Consider the following 23850-nt stretch of genomic DNA (forward strand, 5'->3'; position numbering starts at 1 on the left):
TGGTCACGGCCGCGCTCACGACGACAGGCCGCCGGTCAGCGTCGGCAGGTCGAGCGGGCGGAAGCCGTAATGCTGCAGCCAGCGCACATCCGCTTCGAAGAAGGGCCGCAGATCCGGCATGCCGTATTTCAGCATGGCGATGCGGTCGATGCCCATGCCCCAGGCGAAGCCCTGGTAGATTTCGGGATCGACGCCGCAGTTGCGCAGGACATTGGGGTGGACCATGCCGCAGCCGAGGATCTCGAGCCAGTCCTCGCCCTCGCCGAAGCGGATCTCGCCGCCCTTGCGCGAGCACTGGATGTCGACCTCGACCGAGGGCTCGGTGAAGGGGAAGAAGGACGGCCGGAAGCGCATCTTGACCGTGTCGATCTCGAAGAAGGCCTTGCAGAACTCCTCGAGCACCCATTTCAGGTGGCCCATATGCGCCTTCTTGTCGATCACCAGCCCCTCGACCTGATGGAACATCGGCGTGTGCGTCTGGTCGGAATCCATCCGGTAGGTGCGGCCGGGGCAGATCACGCGGATCGGCGGCTGCTGGGCCAGCATGGTGCGGACCTGGACCGGGGAGGTGTGGGTGCGCAGCAGCTTGCGCTCGCCATTCGCGTCGGGGGCGAAGAAGAAGGTGTCGTGCATCTCGCGGGCCGGATGGCCGACGGGGAAGTTCAGCTTGGTGAAGTTGAGGTCGTCGGTCTCGACATCGGGCCCCTCGGCGATCGAGAAGCCCATATCGCCGAAGATCGCGGTGATCTCGTCGATGACCTGGCTGATCGGGTGGATGCGGCCGCGCGCCTCGGGCCCCTCGCGCACCGGCAGCGAGACGTCGATCGTCTCGGAGGCGAGCCTGGCCTCGAGCGCCGCTTCACTGAGCGCATCCTTGCGGGCCGACAGCGCGGTCTGAACCTGGTCGCGCAGGCCGTTGATCAGCGGGCCCTTCTCCTTGCGCTCGTCTGGCGTCATGGCGCCCAGCGTCTTGAGCAGGGCCGAGATCGAGCCGGCCTTGCCGAGCGCGGCGATCCTGATCTGCTCCAGCGCGGCTTCGTCCTGCGCGCTGGCGATCTCGGCGAGGAGGCTCGCGCCCAAGTGATCGATCTCGTTCATGCCTGCTCTGGTCCGTTTGCGAGGCATCTTCTAGGGTGTCGCCAGCCGCGATGCTAGAGGCAATCACGCCGGCAAAGCAGGCCGGCGCGCGCAAAACCGGGGGTTTTGACGATGAGGAACGTGCTCGCATGACAGCCTTGTCGCAATGGCTCGGACGGCCGAGCGCCAGAGCCCTCCGACGGCTGGCGGCTGCTGCGAGCCTGCTCGGCGCCGCACTGACGGGCCCGGCGCTGGCGCAGGACGGCCGGCGCGTCAGTGTCACCGGCGAGATCGCCGACAGCTGGTGCACGATCAGCGGGCTGATGTTCGCAAAGGGCACGGCGCATCACCAATGCGCGGTCTGGTGCGCGCTGGGCGGTATTCCCGTCGCCATTCGTGACGCGGAGGGCGCGCTCTACTTGATCCTGCGGATCGGCGACGACACTGACAGCGCCGCCAATCCCCGCATCGCCCGCATCGCGACCCACGAGGTCACGGTGAATGGCGAGCTGCTCGAGCGCGACGGGGTGAAACACCTGCTCGTGGACCAGATCGCCGACGACAAGGGCGTGATCAACCTGACCCATGACGAACACGGCATCCAGCCGTTCGGGAACTGAGGCGATGGGACGGATCGTCGGCGTGCATCCCGCCTCCCATAAAGCAGTGTCATCCCGGGCGAAGCGCAGCGCAGACCCGGGATCCACTCCGGAATGGTTCAGGAATGGATCCCGGGTCTCCCTGCGGTCGCCCGGGATGACCGCGTCGAGGGTGCCAGCAGCAATCACGGCACTTTCCGGAATGGTCATGTTTTGCGCTGCTGCGGGTTTCGCCCAGGCCGCCGAGCCCTGGGGCATTCCCCATGAAAAGCCGCTCGTGCTGAAGGGACGCGTCGTCGATGCGCTATGCCATCTCAAGGGCGTCTGCGCGCCCGATTGCGGCGCCGGCAAGCGCCAGCTCGGCATCCTCGAGGCCAATGGCCGCTTCCGGCTGGTCGGCAAGGGGCAGGTCGATTTCGCCGGGGCTGCGCCCGATCTCGCCGGCTTCTGCGGCCGGGAGGTCGAGGCCGACGGGCTCTTGATCGAGAACCCCGCGATCACGCTATTCTTCGCGCAGGGCGTCCGGGAGGCCGGCAGCACCGCCCCCTTCACGCCGACGGAGCGCTTCAAGACGCAATGGGAGGCCCGCAACGGCGCCGCGCCGGAATGGTGGCGCGCCGATCCGGAGTCGAATGCGATCATCGCCGAGACCGGCCCGCTCGGCATCAAGGGCCTCCTGCCCAAGCCGAAGCCCTGAGCGCGAGGATGCGGGCAAGCCCGACGCGACGCGCTCTGCTGGCCGGGCTCGCCGCCGGCTGGAGCCTGCCGGCGCTGGCGCAGCATCACGGCCATGCCGCGCCCTCCCCGCGGCCCGATCCGCTGGCGGGACGCTTCGGCGGGCCGTTTGCGCTGATCGACCACAGCGGGAAGGCCGTCAGCGACGGCGACTTCCGTGGCCGCTTCATGCTGGTCTATTTCGGCTTCACGCGCTGCACCGACACCTGCCCGATCGACCTGCCGACGATCGTGCAGGCGCTGGACGGCCTCGGCCCGCTGGCGGACCGCGTCGCGCCGCTCTTCGTCACGGTCGATCCCGCCCATGACACGCCGCCGGTGCTGGCGGCCTATGTCGCCGCGTTCCACCCGGCGCTGATCGGGCTGAGTGGCAGCGAGGCGCAGATCGCGGCGGTCGCGAAGGCCTACAAGGTGCATCGCCGCAAGCTCACGCTGCCGCATCACGCTCCCGGCGAGCACAGCGTCGACCATGGCTCGCTGACCTATCTGATGGACCACGAGGGGCGTTTCCTGACGCTCCTGCCGCACAAGACCGGCGCGGATCGCATGGTGGCCGTATTGCGGAGCTATCTGGCGTAAGGCTGGGACAGCCCCACCGGATTCGCAAGACATGCCCGACAAGACAGACATGCCCGACAGCACAGCGCAGAAGGCCTCGCCCTCCTATCGCCTGGCGGCGCTCGACCCCGACTTCATCCTCGGCGATTCGACGCGCGGCGTGCGCTTTATGCTCGAATACCAGAAAGCCGAGGACCACTTGCGCGCCCGCGGCATCCTCTCGACGATCGTCGTCTTCGGCTCGGCGCGGGTGCGCGAGGGCCAGCCCTGGTACGAGGCGGCGCGCGCCTTCGCCAAGCTCGCCTCGCAGCGCGGCGGGGCGCTGGCGGCGAGCGAACTCGGCCGCGACCATGTCATCGCCACCGGCGGCGGGCCCGGCATCATGGAGGCGGCCAATCGCGGTGCGACGGAGGCCGGCGCGCTCTCGATCGGCTTCAACATCACGCTCCCGCACGAGCAGGAGCCCAATGCCTGGTCGACGCCCGACCTGACCTTCCGCTTCCATTATTTCGCGATGCGCAAGATGCATCTGGCGATGCGGGCGGCGGCGCTGGTCGTCTTCCCCGGCGGCTTCGGCACGCTCGACGAACTCTTCGAGATCCTGACGCTGGTGCAGACCGGCAAGATGCGCCCCGTCCCGATCGTGCTCTACGACCGGGCCTACTGGCAGGCGCTGCTGAACCTCGAGGTGATGGCGCAGGCCGGGCTGATCCGGACGCGGGACATCGCCCTCTTCGCTTATGCCGACACGCCCGACGAAGCCTATGCGCGCATCGTCGAGGGCGCGGGCGACAACTGGCGGCCGGCGACGGAGGATGGCGTCCAGACGTGAGCATCCGCGTCATGCTCGGGCGAAGACCCGAGCATCTCCTTCAAGGGATTCTCGGGTCTTCGCTTCGCTACGCCCGAGAATGACGACAGTGAACAGACAAAAAAGGCCGGCATCGCTGCCGGCCTTTCCGTATCTTATCGAAGCCCGAAAGCTCAGGCGGCCTGGGCCTGCGGCTCGGCGGCGAGCGCGGCCTTGACCATTTCGACCACCGCCGTGAACGAGGCGGCATCGTCGATGGCCATCGCCGACAGGGTCTTGCGGTCGAGCTCGATGCCGGCCTTGTGCAGGCCGTTGATGAACACCGAATAGACCAGGCCATGCTCACGCACGGAGGCGTTCAGGCGCTGGATCCAGAGCGCGCGGAACGAGCGCTTCTTGTTCTTGCGGTCGCGATAGGCGTACTGCATCGAGCGATCGACGGCCGCCTTGGCGGCGCGGATCGTGTTCTTGCGGCGGCCATAGAAGCCCTTGGCGGCCTTGAGTGTCTTCTTGTGCTTGGCATGGGACGTTACGCCCCGTTTCACGCGAGCCATGTTCGATCTCCGGAAAGGTTAGGGGGCGTCAGCCGTTGGGGAGGAAATACTTCTTCACGTTGGCCGCATCGCCCTCGAAGAGGACGTTGGTGCCGCGGTGATTGCGGAGCTGCTTGTTGGTCCGCTTGATCATCCCGTGACGCTTTCCAGCCTGGGCGTAGAGCACCTTGCCGGTTCCGGTGATCTTGAAGCGCTTCTTGGCGCTCGACTTCGTCTTGATCTTGGGCATTTCCGCTCCTCATAGGTCGCGAGCGCGCAAACGGCGCCGCTTCATGTTTGCTTGCTGGAAGCAAAGATCGACCGCCACGGCAGCCCTTATCAGCCGGGCGATCGAAGGACGCGCGTATGACAGAAAAGGATGGAGCTGGCAAGCGCAGACGCCCCGGGCGGGCCTGACGTCGCCTGGGCGAGGCGCGATCGACCCGTGCGCGCTTCACGATCTTGACCGCGACCGTGCGCAGGAGCGGCGTCGGCTTGTGACCGGGCTTCGCGCACGCCCCACGGCCGATGGCGGCGGCTTGCCCTGGCACCCTTGCTACGGGCGCGGGTGACACTTTCGGCTTGCTCGAAGCGGACAGGGCAATGAAGCGGACATGGCTCAGGCTGAGCGTCGCCTTGCCGCTCGCCGGGATAAATCGACATCGCCAGCGGCGAGGCGCTAGTCTCGTCGCCCAAAGGCCCGAAACGGGGCATCGCGGGAGGTTGGCATGCGCAGGAAACTGACGGTGAAGTCCCTCGTGCTGTTGTTCGCCTTCATGGCGGGCTTCAGTCCTCCGGTGCCCGGCACAGGGTCGGCCGAGGCGCAGGTGCGCAGCTCCGGCCGCGAGGTCTCACGCCAGGCCGTCCGGGATCACCGGCAGGGATCGGTGAACCGGGCGCATCGCAGCCAGCGGCCGCAGGTCAACCGCGGACAGGTCAACCGCTCCCATGTCAACCGCGGCCAGGTCTATCGGGGGCGGACGGTCGTCCGGCACCACAGGCCGGCGCATGTCGTCGTCGTCCATCCCCGGCGCCACTGGAACCGGGGCGGGGCGATCGCGGCGGGCGCCGCGATCGGCTTCATCGCAGGGGCGGCGGCGGTGTCGTGGGTCGGGCAGCCGCCGCGTTCGGGCTATTGCTGGTTCTACACCACGCCGGCGCGCACGACCGGCTTCTGGGACTGGTGCCCGGTCCGCTGAGCGGCGCCTACTCCGCCGCCTGGACGAGCGCCGGCCCGCCCTCGCCCTGAAGGCGCGCTCCGAGGCGGTCGACGTCGAGGACCATCAGCATGCCCGCAGGTTCGCCGCGCGCATTGCGCGTCGCGACGACGCCGAGCGCCGGCACGTCGGTCTTCGAGGTCAGGTCGCGCAGCGGCTGCAGTTCGGAGGCCGCGATCTCGGGTATCAGGCCGAGCGCATCGACGATCAGCCCGAGCGTTCGGCCGGCCGCGCGCACAACGACGATCTGCTGCTCGTCTGAGGACGCGTCGGGGATGCCGAGCAGGCGGGCCAAGCGCAGCACCGGGACGGGCTGCCCCTCATGCAGCTTGTAGCCGGCGAGCAGGCCGTCGCCGGCCTTGCGGGCCGAGGGCTTCAGCCCGACGATGTCGACCGCCTCGACGACGTCGCGCGCCCGGACGCCGAGCCAGTGCCGGCCGATGTGGAAGCTCGCGACCTCGAAGGCCTCGACTCCATCGGCCGGCTTGTGGGCCGCGAGCGCGCCCGCGGCACGGCTGCCCTGCGCCGGCCGGGCGGCGGAGGCCGTCGCGACATCGCCCAGCGGCACGGCGCAGAGCGCCACGACATCGGCGCGGTGGCCGTCGCTGGTCTTGTATTCGCGATAGCCTTTCGACAGCGCCGCCCCCACCGCCATATGCTTGCCCTCGAAGCTGCGGATGCAAGCGAGATCGCCATCGCGCTCGAGACTCGCCGGCTCGACCGGAAGCGGGTTGTCCGAGCCGATCGCGAAGCGCGGATCGCTCGACGCCATCACGCGCCCGTCGCTGCCGACGATCACGGCGAAGGCTCCGGGCATGGCGGCGCCCTCCTCGTCGGTCGGCAGGGAATCGGCCAGGATGGCGGCAAATTGCGGTGTCGAATCGAAGACGATGGCGATGCCGCCCAGCGCCCTTCCGCCTGACGGCGCCTGGACCGCCGCCGTGTAGATCAGCGTCGAAGCGTCGTCATAGAGCGGCGTCGGCTCGAAGGCCGAGACGGCGTAGTGCTGGCCCGAGCGCAGCGCGAGCGTCCGCCCGACCCATTCGGCGTCGAGCCGCTCGCCGACGAGATGAGCCTGGGCGGGCTGCGACACCGCGACGACGACGCCCTGCGCATCGAACAGGATGAGGTTGCTGTAGACGGTGTAGAGCGCGTTGATGGTGGCGAGGATCTCGCCGCAGAGGCGCCGGCCCTCGGGCGACGGCGCCGCCAGCACGCGGGCGAGGCTCGCATTCAGCGCCCACCAGCGGCAGTCATTGGCGCGCTCGTAGAGATTGCGGTCCATCACATCGATGGCGAAGGCGGCGCGCGAGCGGCACTTCTCCATGATCGCGGCGACGACGGTGCGGTGCAGATCGCCGATCGAGGCGTCGCAGACCGACTGCGTCTTGCGGCCGGCGCTGGAAATCTCCCAGAGCAGGATCTTCGAGAAGGCGGCGTTGGCGGCGGTGGAACCGGCCTGCCGGATCGAGCCGTTCCAGACCGAGCGGTTGAGATCGCCCTGGATCGCCGCCGCCTGGCGCGAGACATGGCGCAACTCGTCGGAAAACAGCCCGGCCTGGCTGGTCACGGCGGCGAGCAAATCCTCGCCGATCGACTGGGCGAGTTCGCCGTCATTCTGGTCGAAGGCCGCGTCCAACGGGATCAGGCCGAGCCCCATCCAGCCCGGCCCCATATAGCCCTGATAGCCGGAGGTCCGGCAGGCCATGGCGAGATATTGCCGCCCGCCGAGCCGGATCACCGGCTCCGCGCCCTGCAGCGCCGCAGACGACAGCTTCAGCCCCGCCGGCAGCTGGATCGGGCAGGAGCCGGCGATGACGTCGCCCCCGGGCGAGACGCAGCCCAGCACCGTCCAGTCCTGCTCGGGCAGGAGCTTGCGGAAGATGCCCGCCATCTCGTCGGCCAGGCGAAAGACCAGCACGAGCACCCCGAGCGGGCGCTTGGCCGTATCCTCCACGCGCCAGGCATAGACCAGCGATTGCGCGTCGGAGACGAAGTCGAGCACGCCGTAATGCTCGACATAGGCGCCGGTCGAACCCAGCGCCTCGTCGATGACCGGATGCCGGGCCTCCTGAGCGGCATGCGGCGCGAGCCGCGCCCGGATCGCGCCCTCGCGATCGACCAGCACGATGTCGGAATAGACGGAGTACTTGGCGACGTAGTCGCGGAAGCGCGCCTCGATGGCCGCGCGCGCCTCGGACGAAACCGGCGCCTCCAGCATCTCGCGGATGTCGGTGTCGGCGGCGAGGAAGCCGATATCGGCGGTGCGCTCGAACAGATTGCGGACCAGCACGTCGATGGCGTTCTGCGCCTTGATGCGCAGATCGGCCATCGCCTTGTCGCGGGTTTCCTTGGCGAGATGGCCGAGCAGGCTCGCGGTCAAGGCCTCGAAGGCCGAGCGCGTGCCCGACATCTCGGTGGCGTTGCCCGAAAGCTGCCCGAGCAGCGTCAGCGTGTCCCAGGACGCCTGCAGCCGGTCAAAGACCTGCCGGTAGTCGTCGATCGCCCGCATGTGCCGGATCAGGCCGGCGAGCGCCGGATCGATCTCGTATCCCTCTCGAAGCGTAGGCAAGTCGCAGGCGCCTCCGGTAGGCCGTCGCCCGCCGGTCCAGCACCGAACGAGGGACGCGAGCCAATGCAGCCAGCCGGCTGCATTGCGCGCGAGAGGAGATCACCAAGCGCGCTGATTCGCATCCGCCCGTTCAGGTGTTCGTGCCCAAATTTCAAGCAGGAAGCCCGCACGAGCGGCGCTGCAACGCAAGTGCCTTTACGTCATCTTCAGCATTCAGCGCGCCCGATACACGAGTGGGAACTGCTCGGGCTTGCTCGCCTTGCCGTCGCAGGCCACCTTCTCGCGGTACTCGACCAGGACGAACTCGCCGTCGGGCCCGACGCGGTGGCGCTCATGGACCCCGCAATCGCCCTCGCTGCGGCCGAGCGCGGTGCCGGTGACGGTGCGGGTCTTGAGGTTCCATTCCGGCGACATCAGCTCGGCGGGGGCGCTCGTGCGCTTCTTGCCGGGCGGGGCCTTGAAGCTCAGGAAGCGGAGGTTCTGCGCCGGCTCCGGCAGGTAGACCAGCGCATAGACGGCGTTCGCCTGGATGTTGAAGCGCTGGCAGGGCAGTTCCCAGATCGCCGATTCCTCCGACATCTGGAAGCCGGTGACGCCGGCCTTCAGCATCTCCGGGTCGCAGCCGAAGCGGCTCTTGAGCGTCGCCGGCAGCGTGCGCGGGATCTGGGCGGGCCTCACGGCGTAGCGGCTGAAGATGCCGTCCAGACTGGCGGGCGCAGCCGCGGCGGCAGGCGGGGCCGCCGGTGGCGAGGCCGCGGCGGGGGCGGTCATGCAGCCGGCCCCGCCCTTCACGGGCACGCGCGCCTGCTGCTTGCCGGCCATCGACACGGTCAGCGTGCCGCTCTCGATCTCGACCGCCTCGCCCTCGATCTCGCCGAGCTTGAGGTCGAGCACCGCAAAGCCGTCGCCCTCACCGAGCCTGTAGAGCTGATAGGGGTAGAGGCCGTAGCCGCCGACCTTGCCGCCGATCGCCACCCGCGTCATCGGCAGGACCTTCTCGCCGACCTTGATGCGCGCGGGCTGGCGGACATGGTTCTGTCCGGTCAGGGCCTCGGTGAAGATGAAGGCGTAGCGGTCGTTGTCGGGGTCGCGGTTGGCCTGCCACAGCGCGACCGAGCAGCCTTTCGAGCGGTCGACCTCCGCCTTGTCGAAGAGCTTCAGGTCGAGCTTGGTCTCGTCGGGCCTGGCCGGCGCCGGGCTTTGGCCGGGCGGGGGCGTCTGGGCCCCAAGCGGTCCCGGCGACGCGGCTGCAAGCACCAGCGCGGCCCAAGCCGCCGCAACCCCGTTCGACCCCATCGATAGTCCCCCCGGCAGCGGCCACGCCCGTCGCAGGCGTCGGTCCCCTCGCGGCCACCCTAGTTGCGGACCGCGCCGGCGAGAACCCGAAAGTGACGCTCGGTCAGAGCCCCTCGATGCGCATCAGCGCCTCGAAATGCTTCTCAGACTGGTGGACCAGCACCTGGCGCCATTCGCGCGCGGTGGCCTCGATCTCGGGCTGCGGGATCAGCTTCAGCGGCCGGCCGGTCGACATGGCCAGCACCTGCTGGCGGCAGGCGCGCTCGAGGAAATAAAGATCGTCGAAGGCGACCGCGACGGAAGGGCCGCCGATGGTGACGCCGTGATGGGCGAGGAAGGTGATGTCGGCGCCCGCCTCGGCCCTGTTGGCGGCGACGATGGCCTCGCCCTCGCTCTCGTCCAGCGCCAGCCCGCCGAAATGGTCGACATAGAGCGTGCGGCCATGGAAGCGGCAGGCGGTCTGGTGGGCCATTTCGAGGCGCCCGCCCTCGACCATGGTCAGCGCGGTCGCATAGGGCATGTGGACATGCAGCACGGCGACATGGCGCGGATTGGCCTTGTGGGCGGCGATGTGGATGTTGCGGGCGGTGGCCTCGACCTCGCCCTCCCCTTCCAGAACCTGGCCACGCTCGTCGATCAGCAGGAGGTCGGAGGGCTTCATCTCCGACCAGTGGACGCCATAGGGGTTGATCAGGTAGCGCGGCCGGCCGTCGGGGCCATCGGGCAGCGCCACCGAGAAATGGTTGCAGATGCCCTCGTTCAGCTCGAATTTCGCGGCGAGGCGCAAGGCGGCGGCAAGATCGCGGCGCTGGCTGGTCGTGCTCGGCGTGGTCATGAGAGGCGCTCGCGGTCGATGGGGGAGTGCAAACCCAAGCATCGCGAGGCCGGACATGACAAGGCCCGGCGCTGGGGCCGGGCCTGATGCAAATCGCATGGCGCGATCGCGGCTGGCTATTTCGGTGCGAGCACCATGACCATCTGGCGGCCTTCGAGCTGCCAGTCGCTCTCGACCTTCGCCTGCTCGGCGAGATCGGCCTTGACGCGCTCGAGCACCTTCACGCCGAGATCCTGGTGGGCCATTTCACGGCCGCGGAAGCGCAGGGTCACCTTGACCTTGTCGCCCTCCTCGAAGAACCCGAGCATGGCCTTCATCTTGACTTCGTAATCGTGCTTGTCGATGCCCGGACGCAGCTTGATTTCCTTGATCTCGATGGTGCGCTGCTTCTTGCGCGCCTCGGCGGCCTTCTTCTGCTCCAGGAAGCGGAAGCGACCGTAGTCGAGAATCTTGCAGACCGGCGGCTCAGAATTGGGGGCGATCTCGACCAGGTCGAGACCGGCATCCTCGGCAATCTTCAACGCCTCGAAGAACGAGACCACGCCACGGTTGGCGCCGGTATCGTCGATGAGCTGGACGTCACGGACGCCACGGATGTCGCGGTTGGAGCGCGGACCGTCTTTGGTCGGGGTCGGGGCAGCACGGAAAGGACGACGAATGGTATATTCTCCTGTGAATGGCGCTCGCGACGCCCACCGGCAGACACATTGCACAAAGAAGCGCGTTGTCAATGGATGACGAGGGCCGCGGCCTCGTGAATCCCCGTTAGATCGGAATTGCCACGGCGTCCGGCAAGGGCTCGGGTGTCAATTGCCCTCCCGTCCCTCCAGCAGTGCGCAATAGACGTCGAGCGTATCGCCGACCATCGTCTCCAACGAAAAATGCCGCTCGACATGCCGGCGCGCCCGCAAAGCGAGGTTGTCGCGCGCCGAAGGCCGCAGCGACAGCGCGCCGGCCAGCGCGTCGGCCAGGGCGGCGGCGTTGCCGGGCTCGACGCGCCAGCCCGTGCGCTCGCCGGGCGCGGTCTGCGGCGGCGCGAGCACGGTCTCGGGCACGGCGCCGAGATCCGACACGACGACGGGCGTGCCCATCGCCTGCGCTTCGACGGCGACGCGGCCGAAGGCTTCGGGCTCGGTCGAGGGCACGGTCACCACGGCGGCCGCCAACAGGGCCGCGGGCATGTCGGTGCAATGGCCGACGCGCTTGACCCGGTCCTCGAGCCCCGCCTTGGCGATCAGCAGATCGAGCTCCCGGACATAGCCGTCGCGGCCCTGCGGATCGCCGGCGAGGATGAAGGCGGTATCGGTGTCGCCGCCGTCGCGCAGGATGCGGGCGGCATCGATCAGGACGCGCTGGCCCTTCCAGCCGGTCAGGCGGCCCGGCAGCAGCACGATCCGCTGATGGGCGCCGATGCCCCAGGCCTGGCGCAGCGCCTGGATGCGCTCCGGCGCGACGGCCTGGGGCGCGAAGGCGGCGAAATTGGTGCCGCGGTTGACGACGCGGATGCGCTCGCGGGCGAAGGCGTGCTTGGCCAGGATCAGCTCGGCGGTATAGCCGGAGTTGGCGATGACGATGTCGCCGCGCGCCATCACCGAATTGTACAAAGTCTTCACCGCCGAGCGGCTGTTGTAGGAGCCGTGATAGGTCGTGACGAAAGGCAGGCGCAGCATCCGCGCGGCGGCGAGCGCGACCCAGGCCGGCGCGCGCGAGCGGGCATGGATCAGCTCGACGCCCTCATAGCGGCACAGCAGCATCAGCTTGCGGATGTTGACCGCCATGGCGAGCGGGTTCTTGGCCGCGGCGGGAAACGGCAGCCAGACGCCGCCCTTGGCCTGCAGTTCGGCCACCAGCCGGCCGCCTTCGGTCGCGACCAGGGCACGCGCGCCGACATCGGTCAGGCCCTTGGCGATGTCGACCGTGGTGCGCTCGGCGCCGCCGGCATCGAGATCGGGGATGATCTGCAGGATCGTGCGCCCGACGAGCGGATGCGCTTCGGTGGACGGCAGGGAGAGATGCGCGCCGGGCTGGAAGGACATACTCACCGCTTTGGAACCACGCCTGTCGATGGCGCGAGAAAGCCCGCGTCGCATTTCATCTGCGCGACTATGACGGCCCATGGCCGAAAAGCGCAGCCTATATTCACGCCGAACAGGCGATTCGTCACAGGAGATTTGCGTTGCAGCCCGAAAAACCGCTGGAGACCCTGCGCGAAGCCCCGCATGGGCTGGAGGTCGGCGCCGGTAGGCGGCAGCGCCGCCTGGCCGTTCTGACACAAGCCGGCGAAGGCGCCCCGGTGGTCTGGCTCGGCGGTTTCCGCTCCGACATGCGCGCCACCAAGGCGGAGGCGCTGGCGCAATGGGCGCGCGAGGCGGGGCGGCCCTTCATCCGGTTCGACTATGCCGGCCATGGCGAGAGCGGGGCCGATTTCGCGCGCTGGACCCTGTCGGACTGGCTCGAGGACGCGATGGCGGTGGTCGCGGCGCACTGCGCGCAGCCCCCGGTCCTGGTGGGATCGTCGATGGGCGGCTGGATCGCTCTGCTCGCGGCGCGACGCCTGCTCGGCTCCTCGCAGAGGCCCGCGGGGCTCGTGCTCATCGCGCCGGCCGTCGATTTCTCGGAAGAGCTGATGTGGGCGCAGATGCCCGAGGCGATCCGCCAGACGATCCTGCGCGACGGGGTCTGGATGCGGCCCTCGGAATACTCTCCCGAACCGACACCGATCACCCGGGCACTGATCGAGGATGGGCGCCAGCACCTGCTGTTCGGCAGCGCCATCGCCACAGGCTGCCCCGTCCATATCCTGCAGGGGATGGCCGACCCGGATGTGCCCTGGCGCCATGCGCTCAGGCTGGTCGAGCATCTCAGCGGTGATCCCGTCATCCTGACGCTGGTCAAGGACGGCGACCACCGGCTTTCGACGGAGGAAGACATCCTGCGCCTGAAGGCGGCGGTCGCGGGGCTCGCGACCGCGCCGTGAGGCGTCTCAGTGGACGCTCACCATCCGCAGATCATGTTCCCACGCATTGGCGGTGGCGGCCTCGCGCGAATCCGTCACCAGGATCGGCGCGCCATCGGCCGAGAGCAGCGCGAAGAGCTGCAGGCCCGACTGGATCTCCGGCGCCTGCGGGAAGATTCGCAGCAGCTCGTCGGAGGTCATCGACTTGAGATAGGCGACCTCGCCGGTTCCCAAAGCCGCGAACTCGGCCGGGGTCAGGGGGTTCGTCTGGATCATCGTCCTGTCTTCGTTCATCGCGCCCTCCTTCAGAGCAGTGCGAGTGCGGTTACAAAAATACGCCTTGAAAGATGAACGGATGCAAAAACCGCGCTTGCATCCCCCACGAATTCGACCGGGCCTGATTAAGCAGGCTCGTCCCGGCTGACGATATCGATACGCCGGATCAGCCTCTCCGGTTCCGGACGGACCAGATCGATCGCCAGCAGGCCGTTGGCCAGATCGGCCCCCATCACCTGCATGCCCTCCGCCAGGAGGAAGCTACGCTGGAACTGCCGCGCCGCGATACCGCGATGGAGGAATTGCCTCGTCTTGTCGTCGATCTGGCGACCGCGCACGGTCAACTGGTTCTCTTCGAGGGTGATTTCCAACTGATCGCGCGAGAAGCCGGCGACCGCAAGGGTGATGCGAAGCCGGTCCGGCTCCGCTTCGGACCGTGCGAGTCGCTCGATATTGTAGGGCGGGTAGCCCTCACTGGCGCCTTTGGCGACCCGATCCAGGGCCCGTTCGATATCGTCGAAACCCAAAAGAAACGGATGGGACAGACTGGGCGTGCGTGTCATTCCCCGGGCCTTGCGTCACGGTGCCGAAGCCCCCGAAGGGCGCCCCGATCGACCGGGGCCCGACACTCCGGCACCCCGCGAGCCAGAGGCGAAGCCCTCCTGCTCATCCTGGATATGGCGATCGCGCCAGCGGCTTCAAGGGCGCCGCCGGCGCCCTCGACGCTGCGAAGCTGCGACATTTCGCGGTGCGGGAACGGGTGGTACAGCCACCCCGGCTTGAACGGGGGACCTCTAGATCCACAATCTAGCGCTCTAACCAACTGAGCTATGGCTGCCCGCACCCGGCGGTTGGCGATCGGTCGCTTTCGCGAGATCGGCGGCGGCGCGGAACCTAGAACCGACGCCCCGCGATTGCAACCCGCCAATCGCGGGTTTTTCCAGTTATGACGTGGGTCGCCCCGCGACGACGCCTCGCACTGGCCGCTTTCAGGCCTTGTCCGCGTCCGTGTCGGCCTTCTGGCCCATGGCCATGCCGGCGATCCGGGCCAATTCCTTGAGATGCTGCGAATAGGATTCGTAGGAGCGTCGCACGGCCTTGGCCTGCAGCGCCACCGCATCGGCGGCGCTGTCGGTGCGCGCCAGCGTCTCGACGTCGCTCAGCGTCGTCTTCAGCTCGGCGCAGGCGTGGTCCAGCATCTGCGCCTGGAGGGCGCCGAAGGCCTTCGCCATCGCCAGCGTCTGGGTCATGACCGTGGTCGAGGCGATGGCGGCGAATTCCGGCGGGCGCGGCAGCGGCGTCGCGCTCAGCGAGGGCGTCGGCTTGGGGCGCGGGGGCTCGGCCAGCTTGGTCACGGCCTCGGCGAGCGCCTCGGCCGCCTTGGCTGGGGCAGCCACGGCCTTCGCGACCGCGTCGACGGCGGCCGGCACCGGGGCCTGAGCGACGGGCGGCTTGACGTCGGAAGGCTTGGCGACGGGCGGCTTGGCGACGGCAGGCATGACCGCGGCGGGCTTCGAGACCGCAGCCGATGTCGAGGCCGCGGCGGCCTTGGCCATCGCGGGCGTCGGGGCGGGCTTTTCGACGCGCAGCTTGGTCGATGCGATCTGCACGGCAGGCTTGGGCTTGAAGGCCCGGGCGGCCGGTGCAGCCGGCGTCTTGGCTACGGGCGTCTTGGCAACCTGAGGCTTGGCCGCGACCGCCTCGATCGCGGGCGGCTTCGTCTCGGCAGCGGCCTTGACGGTGGGTTGCGGCGCCTGCGGGGCCGGCGCCTTCACCGGCGCGGCGGCGACGGGCTTGGCGGCGACGGGTTTGGCGGCGACGGGTTTGGCGGGTTCGGGCTTGGCGGCTTCGGGCGGGAGGGGGCCCGACAGAGCCTTGACAGGCGACAGGCTGACCGGGGCCTTCGACTTGGTCCGGGTCGGGGCAGGCTTGACCATCGCGATTCTCCTTCGGCGCGGGACACGGCCGGCCGGGACTGGGCCCGGCCTTCCGATCGTTTCATGTCGCCCCGGGGCTGCCGGGATGATCAGTTCGGCGCAGTCAGCGGGCGGGCCGTCTCACAGCGGCTCAGCCCGTTTCGGCTCAGGGGTAGCCTCTCCGGAGACTTACTTGGGCTTGGCGGCCTTGGTGATGGTCTCGGCCGCCTTGGTGGCGACGTCCTGGGCCGCGGCGCCCATTTCCTTGAACTGGGACTGAAGCGCCTCCATCTGCGCCTTCATGAATTCGGACTGATGCGCCATCACTTCGGTCAAATCCTTCGACTTGACGAGCTTCTGGGCGAGTTCGAAAGCCGCCGAGACATTGTTCTCGGCATAGCCGATGGCCTTGCGGGCGACATCATGCGTGTTGAGGCGGGCGCTCTCGGCGGAAACCTGGGCGGTGTCGACGGCCTTGGTGGCCGCGCCGATGAAGCCGTCGAAAGCCTTGCGGGCCTGCTCGACGCTGCGCTCGGCGAATTCACGCATTTCGGCGGGCACTTCATAGGGGGTCTTGGGGGTCATCGGGTCGTCCTCCTGGTTGGCCGGTCTTGCTGATCGTCCGCCCAGCCGCCCGAGGCGACTGTGCAGCGCTCCATTATTGTGCAGTGCAATATCATTAATGCGCCGTCATGACAATCAGGAGCAGCCGGGCGCGCCGTTAACGTTGTTTCGATGCGGGCGGGGACAGCCCGGCCCGCCGCATGGTGTTGCATCGATTTGGCCGCTATTAAAGATTTGTTAGCCATATGAGCGCGGCCATGGTGGCGGAAAGCAAGAGCACACAGGCATGAGCGAAGCCGGACAGAATTGGGCGCGGCTGGGCGCGGCGGCGACGCGGGATGACAATCTCGCGTCCTTCGCAGCCGGCGGCGCGCTGCTGCTCTGGGACCCGATGGCGCAAGCGCCGGGCTTCGTCAACGCCGCCGGCCAGGCCTTGCTCGCCGGCGCCACCATCCTCCCCGCCGCGACACGGCAGCGCCTGACGCTGCTCGCCGGCGGTCTCGCCTCCCGCGACGGCGTCCGGCTCGAGCGGCTGCGACTGACGTCGGGCTTTGCGGCGACGCTGGTGACCTGCGGCTGCAAGCTGATCGTCGATGGCGCGGGCGAGCCGGTGCTGGCGGTCGCGGTGCAGGCGTCGGAACTGCGCCGGCTCGGCGTGGTCGTCGCGCCCGACGAAGCCCCCCCGGAGACGGCACCGGAGCCTGCCGCCGCAGCGCCCGAGATGGCGCCCTCCCCCGTGGCACCGCCGCCTCCCGCCCGCGCGATCCGGTTTCTCTGGCAGAGCGACGCGCAAGCGCGACTGACCAGCCTCTCGCCCAACATCGCCGATCTCGTCGGCCTCGAGGCTGCGGCCGGCCTCACCGGCCGCCTCTGGGCCGATTTGATCGGCCCCGTGGTGCAGGACCGCAGCGGCGATCTGCTCGCGCGGCTGACCGGCACCGCGACCTGGAGCGGCCATGAGGTGCTCTGGCGCCTGGCGACGCCGGGCGAAGGCGCCCGCGTCGAATTGTCGGGCGTGCCCGTGCTGGATGCGGCGCGGCAGGTTACCGGCTTCCGCGGTTTTGGACTGGCGCGCCCCGGCGCAACAGAGGTCTTCGCCCTGCCCGCCCCCGTCTCGATCGACATGGCCGACACGACCCCGGACCCCGAACCGGACGCTTTGCCGGCGACGGCCGAGGCGAAGTTCGAGACGGACGTCGATCCCGTCGATTCGGTCGCTGAAGCCAACGCGGAGGCCACAGAGGCTCTCGCAGAGACGGCTCTGATCGAAGCGCCGGATGCGCCCGTGGTCGCTTCGGCGCGGGATGAAGTGGCGGACGAGATCCCGCCGGCCGAGCCGACGCTGGAGTCGGTCGCCGAGATCGAAGCCGGTCCCGAGGAAGAGCCCGCACCCGCGTCCGAGCCCGCAGTCGAACCCACCGTGGCGGCCGACGCCGCAGAGACGCTGCCCGATTCGGCTCAGGCCGGGCCGCCGGAGCCCGCCATCGCGGCTCCCAAGGCGGCGGCCGGCAATATCGTGCCGCTGCGCAACGGGCATCTGGCGGCGGTGCGGCCGATCATCGAGCCCTCGAAGCCCAATCTGAGCTCGGCCGAGCGCAATGCCTTCCGCGAGATCGCCAAGGCGCTGGGCGCGCGCATCGCCGGCGACGAGGAGCCGACCGCGCCACGGCTGCCGCCAGCCGCCCCGCTGCGTCTCAAAGACGACGAGTTGTCACCGTCCCCCGTCCCGGCCGACGCCGAAGCGACGCCGGCGCGCCCGCGCCTGCCAAACTCCCATGCCGACGTGCTCGACAAGCTGCCGATCGCGGTGCTGGTCAACCGCGACGACGAGGCGCTCTACGCCAACCGCACGATGCTCGACCTGCTCGACTATGCCGATCTCGACGATCTGGCGTCCGGGGGCGGCGTCAGCCGGCTGATCAAGGAGGCGACCCGCACCGATGGCGGCGCGATGATCCTGATCGACCGGCTCGGCCATCTCGTCAGCGTCCATGCGGTGCTCTCCAGCGTGGCGTGGCAGGGCGAGCCGGCGACGCTGATGGCCTTCCGCCACCCCAATGGCGGCGGCGAGGTCAAGGTGCTGACGCCGGAGGAGGCCGAAGAGGCCGAGATGGCGGCGGAGTTCGAGGCGGAGGCCTCAGAGAGCGCCGCCCGCGTCGAGGCGCTGCGGCTCGACGCCGATGTCCGCGATGCGCGCATCGCCGAGCTCGTGGCGATGCTCGACACCGCGACCGACGGCGTCGTCACGGTGGACGAGCGCGGCCGCGTGCTCTCCCTCAACAAGACCGCAGAGGCGCTGTTCGGCTATGACCAGCGCGAGGTCACCGGCGAGTTGTTCACGCTGTTGTTCTCGGCCGAGAGCCACGCCCCGGCGCTGGATTATCTCGAAGGGCTCAAGGGCGGCGGCGTCGCCTCGGTGATGAATGACGGGCGCGAGGTCGTCGGCCGCGTGCGCCAGGGCGGCAAGATCCCGCTGTTCATGACGATGGGCCAGATCGCGGAGGGCACGGAGCGGCGCTTCTGCGCCGTTCTGCGCGACATCACCGCCTGGAAGAAGACCGAGGGCGAACTCGTCGAGGCGCGCAAGGCGGCCGAGAAGGCCAGCGCCCAGAAATCCGACGTGCTCGCCAAGATCAGCCACGAGATCCGCACGCCGCTGAACGCGATCATCGGCTTTGCCGAGGTGATGGCGGAGGAGCGTTTCGGGCCGATCGCCAATGAGCGCTACAAGGAATATCTGCGCGACATCCACCAGTCGGGCGGCTACGTCATCAGCCTCGTCAACGATCTGCTCGACCTCGCCAAGATCGAGGCCGGCAAGCTCGATCTCGACTTCGTCAGCGTCAATCTCAACGAGATCGCGCTGTCGACCGTCAATCTGCTGCAGCCGGAGGCGCAGCGCGGCCGCGTCGTGCTGCGCTCAGGCCTCTCGCCCAAGCTGCCGCCGGTCGTCGCCGACCAGCGCTCGATCCGCCAGATCGTGATCAACCTGCTCTCCAACGCGGTGAAGTTCACCGATGCGGGCGGGCAGGTGATCATCTCGACGGCGCTCGGCGACCAGGGCGAGGCGATCCTGCGGGTGCGCGATACCGGCATCGGCATGGACGACAAGGAGATCGCACTGGCGCTGGAGCCCTTCCGCCAGGTGCCGACGACGCGCCGCGCCGGCGGCACGGGCTTAGGCCTGCCGCTGACCAAGGCGCTGGTCGAGGCCAACCGCGCCGCGATGTCGATCACCTCCGTCAAGAAGGAGGGCACGCTGGTCGAGATCACCTTCCCGCCGCAGCGGGTGCTGGCGGGGTAGGCTGTGCGCTGAAGACAGGCTCGGGGAAGACGGCAGCTTCGCAGGCTGTCTCCTCGCCCCCGATCATGCCCGGCGAAACGCGGCGCGTTGCAAACGCACTGGCCGGCTCGGGGACGCCCGGCTCCGGATCATCCACGGCACATGTTCGCCCGCGCCGGGCTTTGCATAGAAATAGCCCTGCCCGAAATCGCAGCCCGCTTCCCTGAGCCGCTCAGCCTGGCCAGCGTTTTCCACCCCCTCGGCGGTAATCTGGAGGCCCATGTTGCGGCCGAGGCTGACAACCGCGGCCACGATCGCGGCATCGTCCTTGTCGGTTTCCAGATTCCTGACGAAGCTCTGGTCGATCTTGATGTGATCGACGGGAAACTGCTTGAGGTGGGTCAGCGAGGCAAAGCCGGTGCCGAAATCGTCGAGTGCGATTGAAATGCCCGCCTTGTGGAACTCGCGCAGGATGGCCGCCGCTTCCTCGGTCTGGCGGCCCAGGAAGACCGTCTCCGTGACTTCGATCTCGAACCGGGAGGCCGGAACGTCGGCCTCCGCGAGAAGCGCGATGATCCTCGTCGCGAGCGTTCTGTCGGCGAAATCGGCGGAGGCGAGGTTGACGGCCACACGCCCGAATTCCAGGCCCTGGTCGAGCCAGGCGCGGATATCTGACGCCACTTGCCCGATCATGCTCGTCGCCAGCGCCGCCGAAATGTCCTGATCATCGAATGCCGAACCGAAATAAGCGGGCGTCAGCAATCCAAGGGTGGGATGGCGCCACCGCGCGAGTGCCTCGAAGCCAATGATGGCGCCGGTCGCGAGCGACACTTTCGGCTGGTAGTGAGGCAGAAATTCCAGCGCCGCGAGGCCCTGGCGCACTTCACGCAATATCGACACTCGACGTTCCATGACGTCGCGGGCGGCGCTCGTGTAGACGACTGCCCTGCTGCGGCCGCCCTCCTTGGCCCTGTAGAGCGCGATGTCGGCGTCCTTCATCAACTCGACGGCGTCGCGATGGTGTTCGGGGAACGCCGCCACGCCGATGCTCGCCTTCGTCGACAAGGCCCGTCCCTCGTAGTCGAACGTGGTTCGCAACGCCTCGACGATCCGGTCGGCGCAGGCCGCGATGTCGGCCAGCCCGGAATGCTCGACCAGGACAACGGCAAACTCGTCTCCGCCGACACGGGCAACCGTTCCGCGGTCGCCGACCAGGCGCGTCAACCTTGCCGCCGTTTCGGCCAGGAGCTTGTCGCCTGCGGCATGGCCCAGGGTGTCGTTGATGTCCTTGAAGTCATCGAGGTCGAGCAACAACAGGCCGACGCCCGTGCCTTCTGCCTCGGCGATCGCGAGCGCATCTTCCAACCGGGTCTGAAAGAGCGCCCGGTTTGCCAGCCCTGTCAGCGGATCATGGTTTGCCGTCTGCCAGATCGCGGCTTCCGTCGCCTTCCGATCCGAAATGTCGAAGGTTATGCCGATGAGGCGCTGCTTGTCTTTCCGCTCTGCCCTGAGTGCCAGCCAAATCTCGCGACCGTCCGGCGTGCGGTAGCGAACCTCGGCGCAATGCGTTCCATCGGTGATGGCGGCGAGCCGAAGCAGATCCACCTTGTGCTGATCGTCGGGATGAACGCGCGCCGAGAACTGGGACGCCGGCCCCGAACCGATGCCCAGCAGCGCGAACGCGTTGTCCGACCGGTCGACATGCGTCGTCGCGAGATCGACGTCCCAGGCGACCATGTTGCTCGCATGCAGCGCCAGGCGCAGGCGCTCCCCGCCGATTCGCACGGCGTCTTCGGCGATCTTGCGGGGGGTGATGTCCTGGAGCGTGCCGAGCATTCTGACGGGCCGGCTTTCGGCATCGTAGAGCGTCCGCCCACCGACCTCGACCCAACGGGTCTCGCCGTCCGTGGCCCTGACAATGCGGAACGTCGCCGACACGGAGGGCACGCGCGTATCGCCATCCGGGTAGAAGGCGGCATCGATCTGCGCCCTGTCCTCGGCATGAACGAGCGGCAGGAAGTCGTCCCGCTCGAGAGCCGCGCTCTCCGGCACCCCGAGAATGCGGCGAACCTCGGAGGACCATTCGCGGTGACCGCTGGCGAAGTCGAGATCCCAGATGCCGAGGCCCGTCGCAGCCAGGGCCAACCGAAGCCGCTCTTCGCTGGTTCGCAGTGCGTCGCTGGCCCCGCGCGTTTCCGTCAGGTCCTGCAACGCGCCCACCATCCTGATCGGGCTGCCGGCGTCGTCCCTCACCAGATAGGCGCGATCGCGGACGTAAGCATAATCGCCGTCACCGGTTCGCCAGCGATACTCGCCCTCCCAACGCTCCCCGTCCTGCCCGGCGACGAATTGCCGGATCTGGTCTTCGACGGCGGCTCGATCCTCAGGGTGGACGCCCTCCAGCCATGTCGTCCCGGTCGCTGGTCCCTGAATGGCCCCGTAGCCGAAGATGCCCTGGAGGCTTTCGCCCCATTGCAGGCCGTCGGACGCAAAATCCCAGTCGTAGATTGCGTCCGATGTCGCATGCGCGGCCAGCCGGTAGCGCTGCTCGCTTTCGCGCAGACGCTCCTCCGCGATCCTGCGGTTGTTCTCTGCCGACTTCCGCGCGGTGATGTCGGCGAAGGTGCGCACCACCCCGCCATTGGCAAGCCGGTTCGTGCGCACTTCCAGCACGGTGCCGTTGGGCCTCCTGCGTTCATAGATCGAGGCCTCGATGTTGTTGCCTTCATGCCGGATGGCATGCACCAGCGAGGGGTCGGATTCGGCGAATTCTCCTTGCTGGATCTGCCATCGCTTGACCTCTTCGAACTTCGGCACCGACCGCATCATCTCGGACGGCAACCCGAGCAGGTCGATCGCCCGCTGATTGCAGACGACCACGTCACCGCTCTGATCGACCATCAGGATGCCCTGGTCGACATTCTCCAGGGTGCCGTTGAGCAGGGCTGTGTTCTCGGCCAGCGCCTTGTTCGAGCGGCGCAGCTGGAGTTCGCGCATGACCGCCCGCGCAAGAGCCAGCAACGTGTTCGATTGCGCCTCGGTCAATCCGTCCGGTCGCGGCACGACATCGCAGACGCAGACGGCGCCGAGCGGCAGGCCTTCGGACGTTTCCAGACGAGCCCCGGCGTAAAAACGCAAATGCGGCTGGCCGGTTACGAGCAGATTGTCTTGCAGGCGCTCGTCGTCGGCGAGGTCATTGATGACGACGAGTTTCGACAGATGGATCGTCTTCGCGCAGATGGATTCGTCCAGCGAGGTTTCGTCGAAGCCCAATCCGATCTTCGATTTGAACCATTGCCGATCGGCGTCGAGGAAATTCACGATCGCAACCGGGGCGCCGCAGAACGCGCTCGCAAGCTGGGTGATCTCGTCAAACGCCGCCTCCGGCTGCGTGTCGAGAATGTCGAACGCCCGCAGCGCCGCAAGACGTTGCGGGCCGTCCCATGAGAATGGCGGTTGGCTGCGTTTGGACAAGCCCATGATCTTTCCAAGAAAAGACGCGAGATTTCGACGCTACGAATGCGAACTTACGAAACTCTAAAAATAATCCGGTCGATGACGTCGCGCTTCCTCAACGCAAACCGGACCCATCTCGGGCCGCTGATCTGGGCCGCGATTCCGGCCATTACGATCACCGCGCCCTGGGTCGACCTTCCGGAAGGCAGGCGCGCCGGAACGGGACAGGGCATAAGCCGCCATCGCGCCGCTCAGCGCTGATGCGCCGGGGCCGACTCTTCTGTAAGACTGGACCGTCACCTCCCTCCTCCCAAGGCGCCTCCCATGACCCTGACGATCTATGGCTGCTATCGCTCGCGCGCGACGCGCAACATCTGGCTGGCCAACGAGCTTGGCCTCGCCTTCACCCATGTCCCGGTGATCCAGGTCTACCGCCTGCCCGATCCCAAGGCGCCGGGCGCGCCGATGCATACGCAGAGCCCGGAGTTCCTGGCGGTCAATCCGAAGGGGCAGATCCCGGCCATCGACGATGGTGGCTTCAAGCTGCAGGAATCGCTCGCCATCAACCTCTATCTCGCCCGCAAGCATGGCGGCCCGCTGGCGCCCAAGGATGCGCAGGAAGAGGGGCTGGCGGTGATGTGGTCGCTCTGGGCGAGCACGGCGGTCGAGAGCCATGCGCTCAACATCAACTACCACATGGCGGCCTATCCGCCGGAGAAGCGCGATCCCAAGCTGGTCGAGGCGGCGCTGGCGGCCCTGCCCGCGCCCTTCGCGGTGCTCGATGCGGCGCTGGCGGCGGGCGGCGGCTTCGTCATGGGCGGGCGCTTCACGGTGGCCGACATCAACGTCGCCGAGATCATCCGCTACGCCAAGCCGGCGACGCAGCTCTTCGAGGCGGCGCCGCATGTGAAGGCCTGGCTCGACGCCTGCCATGCGCGCCCCGCCTTCCAGGCGATGTGGACGGCGCGGGACGCGGAAGCCGCATGAGCGGAAAACGGGTGGCGCCTTCGGGCGCCGCCGCCTAACCCGTGCCGGTCGATGGCGGCGCTTCCGCCGCCATCACCACCCGAGTCTCCCGGCATGGCCTCTGCCACAAACCCTGTCCCTGCATCGCCAGCCCCTTCATCGCCGGCCCCTGCATCGCCGGCCCCTGCATCGTCCCCCCT

At 68.3% G+C, this 23850-nt stretch carries 21 protein-coding genes and 1 tRNA gene; 8 read left to right on the forward strand and 14 right to left on the reverse strand.

Annotated elements, in window-relative coordinates; all coding sequences use genetic code 11:
• Nucleotides 1-15: 15 nt before the first annotated feature.
• Nucleotides 16-1098: a phenylalanine--tRNA ligase subunit alpha gene (gene pheS / locus Q8S38_RS11765; RefSeq protein WP_305680619.1), complete on the reverse strand. Its 1083-nt coding sequence runs from the start codon at nucleotides 1096-1098 to the stop codon at nucleotides 16-18.
• A 128-nt stretch (nucleotides 1099-1226) separates the two neighbouring features.
• Here pheS and Q8S38_RS11770 point away from each other — a divergent pair, with 128 nt between their 5' ends.
• From Q8S38_RS11770 to Q8S38_RS11785, 4 genes are all read left to right on the forward strand, one after another.
• A complete protein-coding gene (locus tag Q8S38_RS11770; protein ID WP_305680620.1) occupies nucleotides 1227-1697 on the forward strand; it encodes a hypothetical protein in 471 nt (156 codons plus the stop codon).
• A gap of 187 nt (nucleotides 1698-1884) precedes the next feature.
• The gene (locus Q8S38_RS11775) at nucleotides 1885-2373 is read left to right on the forward strand and encodes a hypothetical protein (protein ID WP_305680621.1); all 489 of its coding nucleotides are present in this window, start codon (nucleotides 1885-1887) and stop codon (nucleotides 2371-2373) included.
• Nucleotides 2374-2381: 8 nt separating this feature from the next.
• Nucleotides 2382-2990: an SCO family protein gene (locus Q8S38_RS11780; protein WP_305680622.1), complete on the forward strand. Its 609-nt coding sequence runs from the start codon at nucleotides 2382-2384 to the stop codon at nucleotides 2988-2990.
• Between the two features lie 31 nt (nucleotides 2991-3021).
• Nucleotides 3022-3801, forward strand: coding sequence for an LOG family protein (locus Q8S38_RS11785; RefSeq protein WP_305680623.1), 780 nt, complete (start codon nucleotides 3022-3024; stop codon nucleotides 3799-3801).
• Between the two features lie 152 nt (nucleotides 3802-3953).
• Here the strand turns inward: Q8S38_RS11785 and rplT are convergent, their stop codons facing one another.
• Entirely contained in the window at nucleotides 3954-4334 is a 381-nt protein-coding gene (rplT, locus tag Q8S38_RS11790; protein ID WP_054143512.1) for a 50S ribosomal protein L20, read from the reverse strand.
• Between the two features lie 28 nt (nucleotides 4335-4362).
• Nucleotides 4363-4563 (reverse strand): 50S ribosomal protein L35, encoded by a 201-nt coding sequence (gene rpmI / locus Q8S38_RS11795; RefSeq protein WP_066609790.1) that lies wholly within the window; start codon nucleotides 4561-4563, stop codon nucleotides 4363-4365.
• Nucleotides 4564-5041: 478 nt separating this feature from the next.
• Between rpmI and Q8S38_RS11800 the strand changes: the two genes are divergently transcribed.
• Nucleotides 5042-5512 (forward strand): hypothetical protein, encoded by a 471-nt coding sequence (locus Q8S38_RS11800; RefSeq protein WP_305680624.1) that lies wholly within the window; start codon nucleotides 5042-5044, stop codon nucleotides 5510-5512.
• A 7-nt stretch (nucleotides 5513-5519) separates the two neighbouring features.
• Here the strand turns inward: Q8S38_RS11800 and Q8S38_RS11805 are convergent, their stop codons facing one another.
• The 5 genes from Q8S38_RS11805 to Q8S38_RS11825 form a co-directional block, all read right to left on the reverse strand.
• Nucleotides 5520-8102, reverse strand: coding sequence for a chemotaxis protein CheW (locus tag Q8S38_RS11805; RefSeq protein WP_305680625.1), 2583 nt, complete (start codon nucleotides 8100-8102; stop codon nucleotides 5520-5522).
• Between the two features lie 213 nt (nucleotides 8103-8315).
• Nucleotides 8316-9398: a DUF1176 domain-containing protein gene (locus Q8S38_RS11810; protein WP_305680626.1), complete on the reverse strand. Its 1083-nt coding sequence runs from the start codon at nucleotides 9396-9398 to the stop codon at nucleotides 8316-8318.
• Nucleotides 9399-9501: 103 nt separating this feature from the next.
• On the reverse strand, nucleotides 9502-10233 hold the full coding sequence (locus Q8S38_RS11815) for an aldolase (protein WP_305680627.1): 732 nt from the start codon (nucleotides 10231-10233) through the stop codon (nucleotides 9502-9504).
• Nucleotides 10234-10349: 116 nt separating this feature from the next.
• On the reverse strand, nucleotides 10350-10892 hold the full coding sequence (gene infC / locus Q8S38_RS11820; protein ID WP_305680647.1) for a translation initiation factor IF-3: 543 nt from the start codon (nucleotides 10890-10892) through the stop codon (nucleotides 10350-10352).
• A 147-nt stretch (nucleotides 10893-11039) separates the two neighbouring features.
• A complete protein-coding gene (locus Q8S38_RS11825; RefSeq protein WP_305680648.1) occupies nucleotides 11040-12269 on the reverse strand; it encodes a glycosyltransferase family 4 protein in 1230 nt (409 codons plus the stop codon).
• A 140-nt stretch (nucleotides 12270-12409) separates the two neighbouring features.
• Here Q8S38_RS11825 and Q8S38_RS11830 point away from each other — a divergent pair, with 140 nt between their 5' ends.
• Nucleotides 12410-13210 (forward strand): alpha/beta hydrolase, encoded by an 801-nt coding sequence (locus Q8S38_RS11830; protein ID WP_371125871.1) that lies wholly within the window; start codon nucleotides 12410-12412, stop codon nucleotides 13208-13210.
• 6 nt (nucleotides 13211-13216) lie between these two features.
• Here the strand turns inward: Q8S38_RS11830 and Q8S38_RS11835 are convergent, their stop codons facing one another.
• The 5 genes from Q8S38_RS11835 to Q8S38_RS11855 all read right to left on the reverse strand — a co-directional run bounded on the left by Q8S38_RS11835 (nucleotide 13217) and on the right by Q8S38_RS11855 (nucleotide 15966).
• On the reverse strand, nucleotides 13217-13483 hold the full coding sequence (locus Q8S38_RS11835; protein WP_305680628.1) for a BQ00720 family protein: 267 nt from the start codon (nucleotides 13481-13483) through the stop codon (nucleotides 13217-13219).
• A gap of 107 nt (nucleotides 13484-13590) precedes the next feature.
• Entirely contained in the window at nucleotides 13591-14028 is a 438-nt protein-coding gene (locus Q8S38_RS11840) for an Hsp20 family protein (RefSeq protein ID WP_305680629.1), read from the reverse strand.
• 198 nt (nucleotides 14029-14226) lie between these two features.
• A tRNA-His gene (locus Q8S38_RS11845) sits at nucleotides 14227-14303 on the reverse strand.
• Nucleotides 14304-14454: 151 nt separating this feature from the next.
• Nucleotides 14455-15402, reverse strand: coding sequence for a hypothetical protein (locus Q8S38_RS11850; RefSeq protein WP_305680630.1), 948 nt, complete (start codon nucleotides 15400-15402; stop codon nucleotides 14455-14457).
• A gap of 168 nt (nucleotides 15403-15570) precedes the next feature.
• A complete protein-coding gene (locus Q8S38_RS11855) occupies nucleotides 15571-15966 on the reverse strand; it encodes a phasin (RefSeq protein ID WP_305680631.1) in 396 nt (131 codons plus the stop codon).
• 265 nt (nucleotides 15967-16231) lie between these two features.
• Here Q8S38_RS11855 and Q8S38_RS11860 point away from each other — a divergent pair, with 265 nt between their 5' ends.
• Nucleotides 16232-19249: an ATP-binding protein gene (locus Q8S38_RS11860; RefSeq protein WP_305680632.1), complete on the forward strand. Its 3018-nt coding sequence runs from the start codon at nucleotides 16232-16234 to the stop codon at nucleotides 19247-19249.
• 63 nt (nucleotides 19250-19312) lie between these two features.
• Here Q8S38_RS11860 and Q8S38_RS11865 read toward each other — a convergent pair whose 3' ends face one another.
• Nucleotides 19313-22708 (reverse strand): EAL domain-containing protein, encoded by a 3396-nt coding sequence (locus Q8S38_RS11865; protein WP_305680633.1) that lies wholly within the window; start codon nucleotides 22706-22708, stop codon nucleotides 19313-19315.
• Nucleotides 22709-23008: 300 nt separating this feature from the next.
• Between Q8S38_RS11865 and Q8S38_RS11870 the strand changes: the two genes are divergently transcribed.
• Nucleotides 23009-23671, forward strand: coding sequence for a glutathione S-transferase family protein (locus Q8S38_RS11870; protein ID WP_305680634.1), 663 nt, complete (start codon nucleotides 23009-23011; stop codon nucleotides 23669-23671).
• Nucleotides 23672-23850 lie beyond the last annotated feature (179 nt).

Origin of the sequence: Allobosea sp., assembly GCF_030695125.1 — a bacterium.
In the GTDB taxonomy this organism is placed as follows: domain Bacteria; phylum Pseudomonadota; class Alphaproteobacteria; order Rhizobiales; family Beijerinckiaceae; genus Allobosea.